Origin of the sequence: Variovorax boronicumulans, from assembly GCF_009811375.1 — a bacterium.
Taxonomy (GTDB): Bacteria; Pseudomonadota; Gammaproteobacteria; order Burkholderiales; family Burkholderiaceae_C; genus Variovorax; species Variovorax boronicumulans.
Window position 1 is genome coordinate 2,120,859 of the sequence record NZ_BKDH01000001.1, and the last position, 17,037, is coordinate 2,137,895.

Here is a 17,037-nt window from a genome sequence, read left to right on the forward strand (position 1 = left end):
AATTACTCCGCCATGCCTCCGACCACGTTGCTGAAGCCGCCGTCCACGTAGGTGATCTCGGCGGTCACGCCGCTGGCCAGGTCGCTCAGCAGGAAGGCGGCCACGTTGCCGACTTCCTCGATGGTCACGTTGCGGCGGATCGGCGAGGCGTCGGCCACGGCCGTGAGGATCTTGCTGAAGCTCTTGATGCCGCTGGCGGCGAGCGTCTTGATGGGGCCGGCGCTGATGCCGTTCACGCGCATGCCCTTCGGGCCGAGCGAGGCGGCTGTGTAGCGCACCGACGCCTCGAGCGAGGCCTTGGCCAGGCCCATGGTGTTGTAGTTGGGCAGCGCGCGCTCGGCACCCAGGTAGGTCAGCGTGAGCAGGGCCGACTTGTCGTTGAGGTAGGGCAGGGCCGCCTTGGCCATGGCCGGGAAGCTGTACGCACTGATGTCGTGCGCGATCTTGAAGCCTTCGCGCGAGAGGCCCTCAAGGAAGTCGCCGGCGATCGATTCGCGCGTGGCGAAGCCGATGCTGTGCACGAAGCCGTCGAAGGTGGGCCAGGTCTGGGCGAGGTCGGCAAAGAGCTTGTCGATCTGCGCATCGTCGCCCACGTCGCAGTCGAAAATCAGTTTCGAGCCGAAGTCTGCGGCATATTCGGTGATACGGTCCTTGAATCGCTCGCCGACATAACTGAAGGCGAGTTCCGCGCCCTGGTCGTGACAGGCCTTGGCAATGCCATATGCAATGGAGCGATTGCTCAACACACCGGTGATCAACAGTTTCTTGCCGGAAAGAAAGCCCATGAAGTTGCCTCGTGAAAATCTTGGGCAGAATTCTCGCATGCGAGGTTGGCTGCTCTGGATGTTGGCGCTCCTGGCGCTGCCCTCGTGGGCGGCGCACGGGCTGGGCATGGGTTACGAGCCCAAGTACCCGGCGTCGTTCACGCATTTCGACTACGTGAACCCCAACGCGCCCAAGGGCGGTGACCTGACCCTGTCGGCCGCCGGCAGCTTCGACAAGCTCAACCCCTTCACCTTGCGCGGCGTGCCCCCGGTGGGCATGGGCTACAGCGCCAACGGCTTCGTGTTCTCCGAGTACGGCCTGCTCTTCGATTCGCTGACCACGCCGAGCGAGGACGAGCCCTTCTCGCAGTACGGCCTGCTGGCCGAGGACATCCAGCTGGCGCCCGACCGCTTGAGCGTCACCTTCCGGCTGAACCCCAAGGCGCGGTTTTCCGACGGCTCGCCGGTGCTGGCGAAGGACGTGAAGTACTCCTTCGATACCCTGCGCAGCAAGGCGGCCGGGCCGACCTTCCGTTCGTACTGGGCCGACATCAAGGAGGCCGTGGTGACGGGCGAGCGCACCATCCGCTTCGACTTCGTGCGCCAGAACGCCGAGCTGCACATGATCATCGGCGGGTTGCCGGTGTTCTCCAGCGCCTGGGGCAAGGGCAAGCCCTTCGACCAGATTGTGACCGAGGCGCCGATCGCGAGCGGGCCGTACGTGGTGGACAGGGTCGATTTCGGCAAGTTCATCTCCTACCGCCGACGCCCGGACTACTGGGCCGCCAACCTGCCGGTGCGCAAGGGGATGTTCAACTACGACACGGTGTCGTACCAGTATTTCAAGGACTCGCTCGGCGAGGAAGAGTCGCTCAAGGCCGGCGCGCTCGATGCGATGGAAGAGCGCTCGATCATCGCCTGGGTGCGCCGCTACAAGGGCCGCCGCTTCGACTCCGGCGAGTTGGTCAAGGAAGAGATCGCGCACCGCCGCTTCACCGGCATGCAGGGCCTGGCGCCCAACCTGCGGCAGCCCCGCTTCGCCGACATGCGCGTGCGCAGGGCACTGGCGCTGGCCTTCGACTTCGACTGGCTCAACGCCCACCTGTTCTATGGCCGCCGCGGGCGCACCCAGAGCTACTTCCAGAACAGCGACGACCTCATGGCCCAGCCCGAGGTCAGCCCCGAGGAGCAGGCGCTGATCGACAAGCTCAAGACCCGGCAGCGCTACCTCGACAACACGAAGGGCGAGTTGCCGCGCCCTGACAGCAGCGGCGACACCGCCGAAGGCCTGCGGCGCAACCTGGTGAAGGCGCAGGAGTTGTTGAGGGAGGCCGGCTGGACCTACCGCGACGGCGCGCTGCGCGACAAGGCCGGCACGCCGTTCGTGATCACCATCGACATCGCCGACCGCAGCTCGGGCGTGGTGCTCGCGCCGTATGCGCGCAACCTCGGCAAGCTGGGCATCCGGCTGGACTACCGCCTGCGCGACCCGAGCCTGCTGAAGAAGAAGCTGGACGACTTCGATTTCGACATGGCCATCAGCCTCGTCGGTGGCTCGTCGAGCCCAGGCAACGAGCTGTACGACGACTTCAGCTCGAAATCGGCGAGCGAGAAGGGCAGCCAGAACCTGAGCGGCATCAGCGATCCGGTGGTCGACGAGATTGTCGAGGTGATCGTCAACAGCCACGACCGCGCCTCGCTCGCCGCAGCCGCGCGGTTGCTGGACCGCTACTTGCTCCACCAGCACTACATGACCCCGATGTACTACGGCAAGCAGTATTTCATTGCCCACAAGCGAAAGCTGCGTCGACCGGACGCGCCCTTGCCGCAGCGCCTGCTGGCGGGGTCGGCGATGCTGACGATGTGGTGGATCGACCCGAGCGTCAAGTAGAAGAACACGCATGGCCGCCTACCTGATCCGACGCCTCCTGCTGATCGTTCCCACGCTGTTCGGCGTGCTGCTGCTCAATTTCGCGATCGTGCAGTTCGTGCCCGGCGGTCCGGCCGAGCAACTGCTCTCGCAACTCACCAACAAGGAGAACCGCATCTCGGGCGGCCCCACCGGCCGCACACTCGACGCCAAGCAGGTGGCCGAGATCAAGGCGCTCTACGGTTTCGACAAGCCGGCCCCCGAGCGCTTCTGGCAGATGCTCAAGCAGTTCGCCCGCTTCGACCTGGGCAAGAGCTTCTTCCAGAGCAAGGACGTGTGGCAGCTCATCAAGGAGAAGCTGCCGGTGTCGATCAGCCTGGGGCTGTGGACCTTCTTCATCAGCTACCTCATCGCGGTGCCGCTGGGGGTGGCCAAGGCGGTGCGCGCGGGCTCGCGCTTCGACTTCTTCACGACGCTGCTGGTGCTCGTCGGCTATGCCATTCCGGGCTTCGTGTTGGGCGTGGCGCTGCTGGTGATCTTCGGCGGCCAGCTGCAGTGGTTCCCGCTGCGCGGGCTGACCTCGCCGAACTGGGAGTCGCTGAGCTGGGGCGCGCGCATCGTCGACTACCTGTGGCACATCACCTTGCCGGTGACCGCCATGGTGCTGGGCAGCTTCGCGATCACCGCGATGCTCACCAAGAACTCCTTCCTGGAGGAAATCCGCAAGCAGTACGTGCTGACGGCGCGCGCCAAGGGGCTGGCCGAGCGGCAGGTGCTGTGGAAGCACGTGTTCCGCAATGCGCTGATCCCGATCATCACGGGCTTTCCGACGGCCTTCATTGGCGCCTTCTTCTCGGGCGCGCTGCTGATCGAGACGCTGTTCTCGCTCGACGGCATGGGCCTGCTGAGCTACGAGAGCGTGCTGCGGCGCGACTACCCGGTGTTCCTGGGCACGCTTTACTTGTTCACGCTGATCGGGCTGGTGACCAAGCTCATCTCCGATCTTTGCTACGTCTGGGTCGATCCGAGGGTGAAGTTTGACTGAAGCCGCCGCCGTGTCCGTGAGCCCCGGGCGCCGTGCCTGGCGCCGTTTCCGCCGCAACCCGCTGGGGTTCTGGAGCCTGGTCGTCTTCTCGGCGCTGGTGGTGCTGAGTCTGTTCGCGGACGTGCTCTCCACCGACAAGCCGCTGGTGGTGCGCTATGAAGGCCAGACCTATTTCCCCGTGCTGCGCGACTATTCCGAGAAGACCTTCGGCGGCGACTTCGAAACGCCGGCCGACTACCTCGACCCGTTCATCGAGCAGCGCATCACGCAGGGCGACAACTGGGCGCTGTATGCGCCCAACCGCTACGGCCCGGCCACGCTCAACTATTTCTCGAAGCCGCCGAACCCCGCCGCACCCTCGCACGAGAACCTGCTCGGCACCGACGAGCGCGGGCGCGACCTGCTGGCGCAGTTGATCTACGGTTTTCGCGTGAGCGTGCTGTTCGCGCTGGCGCTCACGGTGGTCGGCGTGGTGCTGGGCATCGCGACCGGCGCCGTGCAGGGCTTCTTCGGCGGCAAGATCGACCTGACCTTCCAGCGCCTGATCGAGATCTGGAGCGCGATGCCCGAGCTGTACCTGCTGATCATCTTCAGCGCGATCTTCACGCCGAGCGTGTCGCTGCTGCTGATCCTGCTGAGCCTGTTCGGCTGGATGGGGCTGTCGGACTACGTGCGCGCCGAGTTCCTGCGCAACCGCCAGATGGACTACGTGCGCGCCGCGCGCGCGCTCGGCGTGGGCAACCTGCAGATCATGTGGCGCCACATCCTGCCCAACAGCATGGTGCCGGTCGTCACCTTCTTGCCGTTCCGCATGAGCGCGGCCATCCTGGCACTGACTTCGCTCGACTTTCTCGGACTGGGCGTTCCGCCCGGAACGCCCTCGCTCGGCGAATTGCTGAGCCAAGGCAAGGGCAACATCGATGCGTGGTGGATTTCGCTGTCCACCTTCTGCGTGCTGGTCGTCACGCTGATGCTGCTGACCTTCATGGGCGACGCGCTGCGCGATGCGCTCGACCCCCGCAAGGCCGACAAATGACGACGATGCGCGACACGACGAAGAACCAGCCCTTGCTCGACGTGAAGGGGCTGCGCGTCGCCTTCGGTGGCAAGCCGGTGGTGCACGGCATCGACCTGCAGATCGCGGCGGGCGAAAAGCTCGCGCTGGTCGGCGAGTCGGGCTCGGGCAAGACGGTCACGGCGCTGTCGTTGCTGCGGCTGGTGCAGAACGCCGACCTTGACGGGGTGGCGACCCTGTCGGGGTCGCAGGCGCAGCGCGGTGCACGCGACCTGCTGTCGATTCCGGAGCGCGAGCTGCGCGGCATCCGCGGCAAGGAGATCGCGATGATCTTCCAGGAGCCGATGACCGCGCTCAATGCGCTGTACACCGTGGGCGACCAGATCGCCGAGGTGCTCGAGTTGCACGAAGGGCTGTCGGCCCGCGCCGCGCAAGAGGCCGCTGTGCAGCTGCTGGCCGACACCGGCATTCCCGAACCGGCGCGGCGGGCGAGGTCGTATCCGCACCAGCTGTCGGGCGGGCAGCGCCAGCGCGCCATGATCGCGATGGCCCTGGCCTGCAAGCCGCGCCTGCTGCTGGCCGATGAGCCGACCACGGCGCTCGACGTCACGGTGCGTGCGCAGATCCTCGAGCTGCTGGCCGAGCTCCAGCGCAAATACGGCATGGCCGTGCTGCTCATCACCCACGACCTGAACCTGGTGCGCCGTTTCGCCGACCGCGTGGCGGTGATGGAGCGCGGCCACATCGTCGAGCATGGCCCGGTGGGTACGGTGTTCGAGGCGCCGCAGCATGCCTACACCCGCAAGCTGATCGACAGCCATCCGGCGCGCGACGTGGCCGAGGCGGCCGCCGACGGCGCGGCGCCGCCGGTGCTGGAGGCCCGGGCGCTGCGCGTGAGCTATCCGGTGTCGCGCCCCGGCTTCGCGGGCTGGTTCCGCAAGGGCGAGTTCGTCGCCGTGCAGGGCGCCGATTTCCGGATCGCGCCGGGCGAAACGCTGGGCGTGGTCGGTGAATCGGGCTCGGGCAAGTCGACGCTGGCGCTGGCCGCGCTCGGCCTGCTCAAGCACCGGGGCGAACTGCAGGTGACGGGGAAAGGCTGGGCGGTCGACCGCGCCTCCGACCTCGCGCTGCGCCGCACGATGCAGGTGGTGTTCCAGGACCCGTTCTCGTCGCTCTCGCCGCGCATGACGGTCGAGCAGATCGTGGGCGAGGGGCTGCGCGTGCACGCGCCCGAGCTCGACGCCGCGGCCCGCCGGGCGCGCGCGCTCACGGCGCTGGCCGACGTGGGCTTGAGCGAGGCGCAGTTTCCCGCGCTGCTCGACCGCTATCCGCACGAGTTTTCGGGCGGGCAGCGCCAGCGGCTGGCGATCGCCCGGGCGCTGATCGTCGATCCGCGGCTGCTGGTGCTCGACGAGCCCACCAGCGCGCTCGACGTGACCATCCAGAAGCAGGTGCTCGGCCTGCTGCAGCGGCTGCAGCGCGAGCGGGGGCTGAGCTACCTCCTGATCACCCACGACGTCGAGGTGATCCGCGCGATGGCGCACCAGGTCATCGTGATGAAGGACGGCGCGATCCTCGAATCCGGGCTGGCCCTGCGCGTCCTCGACGCCCCCGAGCATCCCTACACACAGAAGCTGGTGGCTGCGGCGCTGCTGGAATAAAAAAACGGAGACGGGTAGAAATGTCGAATATCGGACACGACCGGCGCGGTGCCTGGCGCGCGGCGCTGGCCTGCATGGTCACGCTGGCGGTGGCCATGGGCCTGGGGCGCTTCGCCTTCACGCCCATGCTGCCCATCATGCTGAGCGAGGGAAAGCTCGAGCTGGCCGGCGGCGGTTTGCTGGCGTCTCTTAATTACCTGGGCTATTTCTTCGGCGCGGTCAGCTGCGCGGCCATCGGCATCAAGGCGTCGAGCATGGTGCGCGGCGGGCTGCTGGCCACGGCGGCCTTGCTGGTCGGCATGGGGCTGCTGCACAGCTTCATCGGCTGGGGCGTGCTGCGCGCGGCGGCCGGGGTGATGAGCGCCTGGGTCTTCGTGTTCGCCTCGGGCTGGGGGCTGCGCCGGCTGGCCGAGACGAACGCGCCCACGCTGGCCGGCGTGATCTACACGGGGCCGGGCATCGGGATCGCCATGACCGGCCTGCTGGGCGGGGCGCTTGGCCGCTGGGGCTCGGAGGCGGGCTGGATCGGCCTCGGGCTGCTGGCCGTGGTGCTGATCGCGGTGATCTGGCGGGTGTTCGACGACGGCGAGCGGGCGGGGGCTGCGGCAGGCGGGGCGGCGGCGAGTCCGGCTGTTGCTGCGGGCAGTGCTTCGGGATCGGCGTCAGCGCGCAGCGATGCGATCTGGCTGGTCGCGCTCTATGGGCTGGCAGGCTTTGGTTACATCATTACCGCCACCTTCCTGCCCGTGATCGCCCGGCAAGCGCTGCCGGGATCGCCGTGGCCGGATTTCTTCTGGCCGCTGTTCGGCGCGGCCATCATTCCGGGCGCATTGATCGGCGCCCGCGCCCCGGTGCATTGGGACAACCGGCTGTTGCTGGCCGCCGCTTATGCATTGCAGGCGCTCGGCGTTGTTTTTTCAGTGGCCTGGCCGACCATTGCGGGTTTTGCGCTGGGCAGCCTGCTGCTCGGCATGCCTTTCACCGCCATCACGCTTTTCGCCATGCGGGAAGCCCGACGGCTGCGCGGCAATGCCGCGGCCGGGCTGATCGGCTATGCCACGGCGTCCTACGGGGTGGGGCAGATCATCGGGCCGCTGTTTGCGGCGCCATTGGCCCAGCGCACCGGTTCTTTCGAGCTGCCTTTGCTGGTGGCGGCGGCCGCATTGGCCCTGGGCGCGGTGCTGTTTGCCGTGGTCTGGTCGAAATACCGGCGCCCCGTGGCCGCCTAAATACCGATGTCCTTCATTTATGCACGCGAATAGCATATAATTCGAGGCTCACGACCAAACGGGCGGGTACCAACCGCCCGTTTTTTTTGGTCTATGCATTCTCAAGCAGCAATTATTTGGCGTCGTGGCATCCGTGGTGGGCGGGTGCTGCGGCTTGGGCATTGATTCAGAAGGCGCTTTCAAACACGTGGCATTGCAGCAAACAGTAGAACAAACCGTGGCCGGTCTCGGCTACGACCTGGTCGAGGTCGAGCGCTCGGCCGGTGGATTGCTGCGCGTGACGATTGATTTGCCCTGGACGCCCCCCACCTCTGAAGATGTGGCGGCCGGCGTGCCCGAACCCTTCGTGACGGTGGAAGACTGCGAGAAGGTCACGCGCCAGCTGCAATTCGCGCTGGAAGTCGATGCGGTCGATTACAAGCGGCTCGAGGTCTCCTCGCCCGGTATCGATCGCCCCTTGCGCAATGAACAGGATTTCGGGCGATTCGTGGGCGCGGTGATCGACATCACCCTCAAGGCGCCCATGGGTGCTGCCGCGGCGGGCCAGGTGTCGGCCAATCGCAAGAAGTTTCGCGGCACGCTGGAGCGTGCTGAAGGCGGTTCGGGTTGGCAGATCGTCTGGAGCGATGCGCCCGAGACCAAGCCGGGTCAAAAAGTGAGCAAGAAGCGCGCGCCTGCACCGTTGCATGCGCTGGGCTTCGTATTGGACGAGCTGCGCGATGCGCGGCTCGCGCCGATTGTGGATTTCAAGGGCCGCAAGGCCAAAACCCAACCGGGTTTTTCGGATATTGACGACGGAACGAACGTTCCGGACTGAACAAGAGGAGTGGTGGCATGAATCGCGAAATGTTGATGTTGGTGGATGCGATCTCGCGCGAGAAGAACGTCGAGCGCGACGTGGTCTTCGGCGCGGTCGAATCCGCACTGGCGCAAGCCACCAAGAAGCTCCATCAGGGTGACGTGGATATCCGCGTGGCGGTCGATCGCGACAGCGGCGACTACGAAACTTTCCGCCGCTGGCACGTCGTTCCCGACGAAGCCGGCCTGCAGCTGCCCGACCAGGAGATCCTGCTCTTCGAGGCTCGTGAGGAGATGCCCGACATCGAGGTCGACGAATACATCGAGGAATCCGTCGATTCGGTGCCGATCGGGCGCATCGGTGCCATGGCTGCCAAGCAGGTGATCCTGCAGAAGATCCGCGACGCCGAGCGCGAGATGCTGCTCAACGACTTCATGTCGCGCGGCGACAAGATCTTCGTGGGTACCGTCAAGCGTCTGGACAAGGGCGACATCATCGTGGAAGCCGGGCGCGTCGAAGGCCGCCTGCGCCGCAGCGAGATGATCGCCAAGGAAAACCTGCGCAACGGCGACCGCGTGCGGGCCATGATCATGGAGGTCGACCTGACGCTGCGCGGCGCGCCGATCATCCTGTCGCGCTCGGCCCCCGAGTTCATGATCGAGCTGTTCCGCCAGGAAGTGCCCGAGATCGAACAAGGCCTGCTCGAAATCAAGAGCTGCGCCCGCGATCCCGGTTCGCGCGCCAAGATCGCCGTGCTCTCGCACGACAAACGTGTCGACCCGATCGGCACCTGCGTCGGCGTGCGCGGCACCCGCGTCAACGCCGTCACGAACGAACTCGCCGGCGAGCGCGTGGACATCGTGCTGTGGAGCGAAGACCCGGCCCAGTTCGTGATCGGTGCCCTGGCGCCGGCGAATGTCTCGTCGATCGTGGTCGACGAAGAAAAACACGCCATGGACGTGGTGGTGGACGAGGAAAACCTCGCGATCGCCATCGGCCGCGGCGGCCAGAACGTGCGCCTGGCTTCCGACCTCACCGGTTGGAAGATCAACATCATGGACGCGAACGAGTCGGCCCAGAAGCAGGCGACCGAGACCGATGCCAGCCGCAAGCTCTTCATGGAAAAGCTCGATGTCGACGAGGAAATCGCCGACATCCTGATTTCGGAAGGTTTCAACAGCCTCGAAGAGGTGGCCTACGTGCCGATCTCCGAGATGCTTGAGATCGAGGCCTTCGACGAAGACACCATCAATGAGCTGCGCGCCCGTGCAAAGGATGCGCTGCTGACCATGGAAATCGCCAAGGAAGAAGGTGTCGAAACCGTCTCGCAGAACCTGCGCGACCTCGAAGGCCTCAATCCCGACCTGATTCCGCAGCTGGCTGAAGCGGGTGTGAACACCCGTGACGACCTGGCCGACCTCGCGGTCGATGAACTCACCGAAATCACCGGCCTGAGCGCCGATGACGCCAAAGCCCTCATCTTGAAAGCCCGCGAACATTGGTTCGCCGGCCAAGAGTGACGGTATGGAGGCACGAAAGCAATATGTCCAGTACCACTGTCGCCGAGTTCGCGAACGAGCTCAAGAAGACTCCCGAAACCTTGCTTGACCAGCTCAAGAGCGCAGGCGTGCCCAAAGCGGCCGCCACCGATGCACTCACGGAGGCCGACAAGCAGCGCTTGCTCGGTTTCCTGAAGGCCAGCCACGGCACGACCGAGCCCGAGCGCAAGAAGATCACGCTGACCAAGAAGTCGACCAGCGAGATCAAGCAGGCCGACGCCACTGGCCGCGCCCGCACCATCCAGGTCGAAGTGCGCAAGAAGCGCACCTTCATCCAGCGCGATGAAGGCCACCCGGCGACCGCCGAAGGCTCGCAGCAGCAGGCGGCCGAGACGTCCGCCACGCCGAGCGCACCCCAGATCGACGAAGCCGAACTGGCCCGTCGCGAGGAAGACGCACGCCGCCAGGCCGAGCTGATCCGCCGCCAGGAAGAAGAGCTGGCCGAGAAGCGTCGCCAGCGCGAAGAAACCGAAGCCCGCGAACGCGAGCAGGCCGAAAAGGCCGAGCGCGCCGAACAGGCCGAGCAGGAAGCTGCGCGCATCGCCGCCGAGAAGAAGGCCGCTGAAGCCGCCGCCGCTTCGGCCAAGGAAGCCGCGAAGCAGCCGGTGGCTGCCCCGGCCGCACCGGCTGCCGTGGCCGCCGCTGCTGCTGCTGCAGAAACCGCTGCCGTTGCCGAAAAGCAGGCGGCCGACACCAAGCTGGCCGCGCAGAACGCCGCCACGCAGGCCAAGGAAGACGCCAAGGCCAAGGCCGCCGCCGAATCGAAGGCCCGTGCCGACGAAGAAGCCGCCCGCGCCAAGGACCTCGACGAGCGTCGCCGCAAGGCCCTGGCCGAAGCCGAAGCCATCCGCGCCATGATGAATGCCCCGGCCCGCGTGCTGGTGCCGCACAAGGCGCCCGAGAAGCCGCAGCCTGAAAAGTCGACGGTCAAGGGCACGCTGCACAAGCCGGTCACGCCGCCGGGCCGCCCGGGCGCCCCTGCGGCCCCTGGCGCCGCAGCGCCGGCCGCCGCCGGTGCCGGCAAGGAAGTCAAGTCCGCCAAGCTCTCGTCGAGCTGGGCCGGCGATCCTGCCAAGAAGAAGGAAATCAAGACCCGCGGCGATGCCAGCGGGGGTGTCAGCCGCGGCAACTGGCGCGGAGGCCCGCGCGGCCGTCGCGGCAACGACCGTGGCGGTCATGACGAGCAGCACGCACCGGCCGCACCGGTCGAGGCGCGCGTGCTCGAAGTGCACGTGCCCGAGACCATCACGGTCGCCGAGCTCGCGCACAAGATGGCCGTGAAGGCGCAGGAAGTCATCAAGCAATTGATGAAGCTGGGCATGATGGCGACCATCAACCAGTCGCTCGACCAGGACACCGCGATGATCATCGTGGAGGAAATGGGCCACAACGCGGTGGTTGCCGCGCTGGACGACCCCGAAGCCTTCACCGACGAGGACGTGTCGGCGCAACAGGCCGAAGCCCTGCCGCGCGCACCGGTCGTGACCGTCATGGGTCACGTCGACCACGGCAAGACCTCGCTGCTGGACTACATCCGCCGCGCCAAGGTCGCCGCGGGCGAAGCCGGCGGCATCACGCAGCACATCGGTGCGTACCACGTCGAAACCGAACGCGGCATGGTGTCGTTCCTCGACACCCCGGGTCACGAGGCGTTCACCGCCATGCGTGCCCGCGGTGCGCAGGCCACCGACATCGTGATCCTGGTGGTGGCGGCCGACGACGGCGTCATGCCCCAGACCAAGGAAGCCATCAAGCACGCGAAGGCGGCGGGTGTGCCGATCGTGGTTGCGATCAACAAGGTGGACAAGCCCGACGCCAACCTGGACCGCGTGAAGCAGGAACTGGTGGCCGAAGAGGTCGTGCCCGAAGAGTACGGCGGCGACGTGCCGTTCGTGCCGGTGTCGGCCAAGACCGGCCAGGGCATCGACGACCTGCTCGAACAGGTGCTGCTGCAGGCCGAAGTGCTGGAACTCAAGGCGCCGGTGGATGCCGCCGCCAAGGGCTTGGTCATCGAAGCGCAGCTCGACAAGGGCCGCGGCCCGGTCGCGACCGTGCTGGTGCAGTCCGGCACGCTCAAGACCGGCGACGTGGTGCTGGCTGGTTCCACTTATGGCCGCGTGCGCGCCATGCTGGACGAAGACGGCAAGGCCACCAAGTCGGCAGGTCCGTCGATCCCGGTCGAAATCCAGGGTCTGACCGAAGTGCCGCAGGCGGGCGACGAGTTCATGGTGATGGCCGACGAGCGCCGTGCGCGCGAAATCGCCACCTACCGCGCGGGCAAGTTCCGCAACACCAAGCTGGCCAAGGCGCAAGCCGCGAACCTGCAGAACATGTTCACCGACCTGTCGGCGGGCGAAGTGCAGACGCTGCGCATCATCATCAAGGCCGACGTGCAGGGCTCGCAGGAAGCACTGGCCCAGTCGCTGCTCAAGCTGGCGACCGAAGAAGTCAAGGTGCAGATCGTGTACGCCGGCGTCGGCGGCATCAGCGAAAGCGACATCAACCTCGCGATCGCGTCGAAGGCTGTGGTCATCGGCTTCAACGTGCGTGCCGATGCCGGTGCGCGCAAGCTGGCCGAAGGCAATGGCGTTCAGCTGAACTACTACAGCATCATTTACGACGCCGTCGACGAGATCAAGGTCGCGATGTCGGGCATGCTGGCACCGGAGCGCCGCGAAGAGATTATCGGCTCGGCCGAGATCCGCACGGTGTTCGTGGCCTCGAAGATCGGCACCGTGGCCGGCTCGTACGTCACTTCGGGCTCGGTCAACCGCAGCGCGCATTTCCGCCTGCTGCGCGACAACGTGGTGATCTACACCGGCGAAGTCGACTCGATCAAGCGCATGAAGGACGATGTCCGCGAAGTCCGCGAAGGTTTTGAGTGCGGTATCAAGCTCAAGAACTACAACGACATCAAGGAAGGCGATCAACTCGAATTCTTCGAGATCAAGGAAATCGCCCGGACGCTGTAAGCGTTCGACGCGAAAGAGTCCATGCCGAAAAGAAAAGCAGCCGCACCCAACCGCGCGTTCAAGGTCGCCGACCAGATCCAGCGCGATCTGACGGAGCTGATCGCGCGCGAGTTGAAGGACCCGCGCGTGGGCATGGTCACGATCCAGGCGGTCGAGGTCACGCCCGACTATGCGCATGCGAAGGTCTTCTTCAGCCTGCTCACGGGCGACGTGGCCGAGACCACCGAAGCGCTGAACCAGGCCGCGGGCTTCCTGCGCAATGGCCTGTTCAAGCGCCTGCACATCCACACCGTGCCGACGTTGCACTTCCTGTTCGACCGCACCACCGAGCGTGCGGCCGACATGAATGCGCTCATCGCACAGGCCGTTGCTTCGCGCTCGAAAGACGACTAGCGATGAACGCGCCACGCACACGGGTGCAGCGGCGCCCTGTGCATGGGGTGTTGCTGCTCGACAAGCCGCTGGGGTTTTCCAGCAACCAGGCCTTGCAAAAGGCCAAGTGGTTGCTGCGCGCCGAAAAAGCGGGCCATACCGGCACGCTCGATCCGCTCGCCACAGGCGTGCTGCCGCTGTGTTTCGGCGCCGCCACCAAATTCAGCCAACTGCACCTGGACGCCGACAAGACCTACGAGGCGGTTGCGCGCCTGGGCGTCAAGACCGCCACCGGTGACGCCGAGGGCGAGGTGATCGCCGAACGGCCGGTGCAGGTTTCATCTGAAGATCTGGCCCGCGTCCAGGCCCAATTCACCGGTCCGATCCGCCAGGTGCCGCCGATGCACAGCGCGCTCAAGAAAGACGGCAAGGCGCTGTACGAATACGCCCGGGAAGGCATCGAGATCGAGCGCGCACCGCGCGACGTCGTCATTCACCAGCTCACGCTGACCCGGCTGGATGACACCAGCATTCGCATCGTTGCGAGCGTGAGCAAGGGCACCTACATTCGCACCCTGGGCGAGGACATCGGCGAGGCCCTGGGCTGCGGCGCGCACCTGACCTCGCTGCGCCGCACGGCCACGGGCGGCTTCGGGCAGGCGCAGTGCGTCACTATCGAAGCGCTCGAAGCCATGACCGAGGACGAGCGCCTGGCACGTCTGTTGCCTCCCGAAGCGCTGGTCGACGGCCACAGCCGCGTCACGCTCGCGGCCGAAGATGCCGCACGTTTTCTCTCGGGCCTGCGCCGCCGCGGCGGCTGGGCCGATGCCGAGGCGGTGGCCGTGTTCGGCACCGACCCGCAGGCGTTCCTGGGCACCGCCCACGTGAGCGCCGGCGAACTGATCCCGGGGCGCTTGCTGAACCCCATCGAAATTCAGCAAATTCTTTTGAACGCACCACAGACCGAAGCGACACCATGAGTACCAAGCAAATCCGCAATATCGCCATCATTGCCCACGTGGACCATGGCAAGACCACCATGGTCGACCAGCTGCTGCGCCAGTCGGGCACCTTCGCCGAGCACGAGAAGGTCGTCGACACGGTGATGGACAACAACGCGATCGAAAAGGAACGTGGCATCACGATCCTGGCCAAGAACTGCGCCGTGACCTGGGAAGGCACGCACATCAACATCGTCGACACCCCGGGCCACGCGGACTTCGGCGGTGAAGTGGAACGCGCGCTGTCGATGGTCGACGGCGTGGTGCTGCTGATCGACGCGCAGGAAGGCCCGATGCCCCAGACGCGCTTCGTGACCAAGAAGGCGCTGGCCCTGGGCCTGAAGCCGATCCTGGTCGTGAACAAGGTCGACAAGCCCGGCGCGAACCCCGACAAGGTGGTCAATGCCGCCTTCGACCTGTTCGACAAGCTCGGCGCGACCGACGAACAGCTCGACTTCCCCGTGGTGTACGCCTCGGGCATCAACGGCTGGTCGTCGCTCGAAGAAGGCGCGCCTGGCGAGCAGTGGGGCCCCGACATGTCGGCCCTGTTCAACACCATCCTGAAGCACGTGCCGTCGCAAAAGGGTGACCCGAACGCGCCGCTGCAGCTGCAGATTTCCGCGCTCGACTTCTCGACCTTCGTCGGCCGCATCGGCGTGGGCCGCATCAGCCAGGGCACGCTCAAGCCCATGTCCGACGTGCTGGTCATGGAAGGCCCGGACGGCAAGAGCATCAAGGGCCGCGTCAACCAGGTGCTGACCTTCCAGGGCCTGGACCGCGTGCAATCGACCGAAGCCGGCCCCGGCGAGATCGTGCTGATCAACGGCATTGCCGACATCGGCATCGGCGTCACCGTGACCGACAAGGACAACCCCGCGCCGCTGCCCATGCTCAAGGTCGACGAACCGACCCTGACCATGAACTTCTGCGTGAACACCAGCCCGCTGGCCGGCCGCGAAGGCAAGTTCGTGACCAGCCGCCAGATCTGGGACCGCCTGCAAAAGGAACTGCAGCACAACGTGGCGCTGCGCGTGAACGAGACCGACGAAGAAGGCATCTTCGAAGTCATGGGCCGCGGCGAACTGCACCTGACCATCCTCTTGGAAAACATGCGCCGCGAAGGCTATGAAATGGCCGTGTCCAAGCCGCGCGTGGTGTTCCGCACCGTGAACGGCGAGAAGCACGAGCCCATCGAAATGGTCACGGCCGACATCGAAGAAGGCCATCAGGGCGGCGTGATGCAGGCACTGGGCGAGCGCAAGGGCGAGCTCGTCAACATGGAACCGGACGGCCGTGGCCGCGTGCGCCTGGAGTACCGCATTCCGGCGCGTGGCCTGATCGGCTTCACGAACGAATTCCTGAACCTGACGCGCGGCTCGGGCCTCATCAGCAACATCTTCGACAGCTACGAGCCGCACAAGGGCGACATCGGCGGTCGCAAGAACGGCGTGCTGATCTCGATGGACGACGGTGAAATCTTCACCTACGCCCTGGGCAAGCTGGACGACCGCGGCCGCATGTTCGTGAAGGCGAACGATCCGGTGTACGAAGGCATGATCGTGGGCATCCACAGCCGCGACAACGACCTCGTCGTGAACGCCACGCGCACCAAGCAGCTGACCAACTTCCGCGTGAGCGGCAAGGAAGACGCGATCAAGATCACGCCCCCGATCGACCTCACGCTGGAATACGGCGTCGAGTTCATCGAGGACGACGAGCTGGTCGAAATCACGCCCAAGAGCGTGCGTCTGCGCAAGCGTTTCCTGAAGGAAAACGAGCGCAAGCGCGCCGGCCGCGAAACGGCCGCCTGATCGCCGGCGCCGTCGCTTCATGCGCCTCACGCATGGCGCAGCCGTCGGGCTGATGGTCGCCGTGACCCTCATGTGGGGCACGGCGGGCGTTGTCACGCGGCACCTGGCGCAAGCGCACAGTTTCGAGATCACCTTCTGGCGCAGCCTCTTCACGATGCTGGCGCTGCTGGTGATCTTGCCGCTTTGGCGGGGGCGGGCGGTGTTCTCGCAGCTGCGCCGCGGCGGGCACTCGCTCTGGATCTCGGGCGTCTGCTGGGCCGTGATGTTCACGGCCTTCATGGTGGCGCTGACCCTCACCTCCACAGCGAGCGTGCTGGTCACAATGGCGCTCGGGCCGCTCTTCACTGCACTGGCCGCGCGCCTCTTCATCGGACACAAGCTGCCCGCGCGCACCTGGGCGGCCATCGTGGTTGCCGGGCTGGGCATCGGCTGGATGTACGGCACGCAGCTGCTGGGCGGCGGCGGTGGGTCGCTCGTCGGCACGCTGGTGGCGCTGTGCGTGCCGCTGGCGGGCGCGACGCAATGGACCGTGGTCCAGCATGCGCACGCCAAGGGGCAGGAGGTCGATCTCGTGCCCGCGGTGCTAATCGGCGCAGCCCTCTGTGCGCTCGTCACCTTGCCGCTGGCCTGGCCGTTCCGCGCTGGCCTGCATGACCTGGGCCTGTTGGCCTTCCTGGGTGTCTTTCAGCTGGCGATTCCCTGCGTGCTCTCAGTGTTGTGCGCGCAGGTGCTCAAGGCGCCCGAGGTGGCGTTGCTGGCGCTGCTCGAGGTGATCTTCGGCATCGCGCTGGCCTGGCTCGGCGCCGGGGAGACGCCTGCGGCCAGCGTGCTGACCGGCGGCGTGCTCGTGATCGGGGCGCTGGTGTTCAACGAGCTGCTCGCGCTGCGCGGGCGCCGCACCACGCTGGCGGACAGCGCGCTGCCCGGCGCCCACTGACC

The 17,037-nt window shown here is 66.2% G+C and carries 13 protein-coding genes; 12 read left to right on the top strand and 1 reads right to left on the bottom strand.

The features are described 5' to 3' along the window. Nucleotides 1-2: 2 nt before the first annotated feature. A complete protein-coding gene (gene fabI, locus VHAB30_RS09645; RefSeq protein WP_062479830.1) occupies nucleotides 3-785 on the bottom strand; it encodes an enoyl-ACP reductase FabI in 783 nt (260 codons plus the stop codon). Nucleotides 786-822: 37 nt separating this feature from the next. On the opposite strand from fabI, the gene VHAB30_RS09650 reads away from it, so the two are divergent. From VHAB30_RS09650 to VHAB30_RS09705, 12 genes are all read left to right on the top strand, one after another. Then, on the top strand, nucleotides 823-2,655 hold the full coding sequence (locus VHAB30_RS09650) for an extracellular solute-binding protein (protein ID WP_159276880.1): 1,833 nt from the start codon (nucleotides 823-825) through the stop codon (nucleotides 2,653-2,655). A gap of 10 nt (nucleotides 2,656-2,665) precedes the next feature. After that, a complete protein-coding gene (locus VHAB30_RS09655; protein ID WP_062479827.1) occupies nucleotides 2,666-3,679 on the top strand; it encodes a microcin C ABC transporter permease YejB in 1,014 nt (337 codons plus the stop codon). Then, complete coding sequence (locus VHAB30_RS09660; protein WP_159276882.1) at nucleotides 3,672-4,715, top strand: ABC transporter permease; 1,044 nt, start codon at nucleotides 3,672-3,674, stop codon at nucleotides 4,713-4,715. The genes VHAB30_RS09655 and VHAB30_RS09660 overlap by 8 nt, the downstream gene beginning before the upstream one ends. Then, a complete protein-coding gene (locus VHAB30_RS09665; RefSeq protein ID WP_390903977.1) occupies nucleotides 4,712-6,355 on the top strand; it encodes an ABC transporter ATP-binding protein in 1,644 nt (547 codons plus the stop codon). Before VHAB30_RS09660 ends, VHAB30_RS09665 begins: the two co-directional genes overlap by 4 nt. A gap of 20 nt (nucleotides 6,356-6,375) precedes the next feature. After that, the gene (locus VHAB30_RS09670; RefSeq protein ID WP_070060774.1) at nucleotides 6,376-7,584 is read left to right on the top strand and encodes a YbfB/YjiJ family MFS transporter; all 1,209 of its coding nucleotides are present in this window, start codon (nucleotides 6,376-6,378) and stop codon (nucleotides 7,582-7,584) included. A 187-nt stretch (nucleotides 7,585-7,771) separates the two neighbouring features. Continuing rightward, on the top strand, nucleotides 7,772-8,401 hold the full coding sequence (gene rimP / locus VHAB30_RS09675; protein WP_159276884.1) for a ribosome maturation factor RimP: 630 nt from the start codon (nucleotides 7,772-7,774) through the stop codon (nucleotides 8,399-8,401). A 17-nt stretch (nucleotides 8,402-8,418) separates the two neighbouring features. Next, a complete protein-coding gene (gene nusA / locus VHAB30_RS09680; protein WP_062479821.1) occupies nucleotides 8,419-9,903 on the top strand; it encodes a transcription termination factor NusA in 1,485 nt (494 codons plus the stop codon). A gap of 23 nt (nucleotides 9,904-9,926) precedes the next feature. Then, the gene (gene infB, locus VHAB30_RS09685) at nucleotides 9,927-12,914 is read left to right on the top strand and encodes a translation initiation factor IF-2 (protein ID WP_159276886.1); all 2,988 of its coding nucleotides are present in this window, start codon (nucleotides 9,927-9,929) and stop codon (nucleotides 12,912-12,914) included. Nucleotides 12,915-12,935: 21 nt separating this feature from the next. Continuing rightward, the gene (rbfA, locus tag VHAB30_RS09690) at nucleotides 12,936-13,307 is read left to right on the top strand and encodes a 30S ribosome-binding factor RbfA (RefSeq protein WP_070060772.1); all 372 of its coding nucleotides are present in this window, start codon (nucleotides 12,936-12,938) and stop codon (nucleotides 13,305-13,307) included. A gap of 2 nt (nucleotides 13,308-13,309) precedes the next feature. After that, nucleotides 13,310-14,266 (top strand): tRNA pseudouridine(55) synthase TruB, encoded by a 957-nt coding sequence (gene truB / locus VHAB30_RS09695; protein WP_139701633.1) that lies wholly within the window; start codon nucleotides 13,310-13,312, stop codon nucleotides 14,264-14,266. Next, on the top strand, nucleotides 14,263-16,098 hold the full coding sequence (gene typA, locus VHAB30_RS09700; protein WP_062479817.1) for a translational GTPase TypA: 1,836 nt from the start codon (nucleotides 14,263-14,265) through the stop codon (nucleotides 16,096-16,098). The genes truB and typA overlap by 4 nt, the downstream gene beginning before the upstream one ends. Nucleotides 16,099-16,117: 19 nt before the next feature. After that, nucleotides 16,118-17,035 carry a DMT family transporter gene (locus tag VHAB30_RS09705; protein ID WP_159276888.1) on the top strand — a complete coding sequence of 306 codons (918 nt, stop codon included), beginning with the start codon at nucleotides 16,118-16,120 and terminating at the stop codon, nucleotides 17,033-17,035. Nucleotides 17,036-17,037 lie beyond the last annotated feature (2 nt).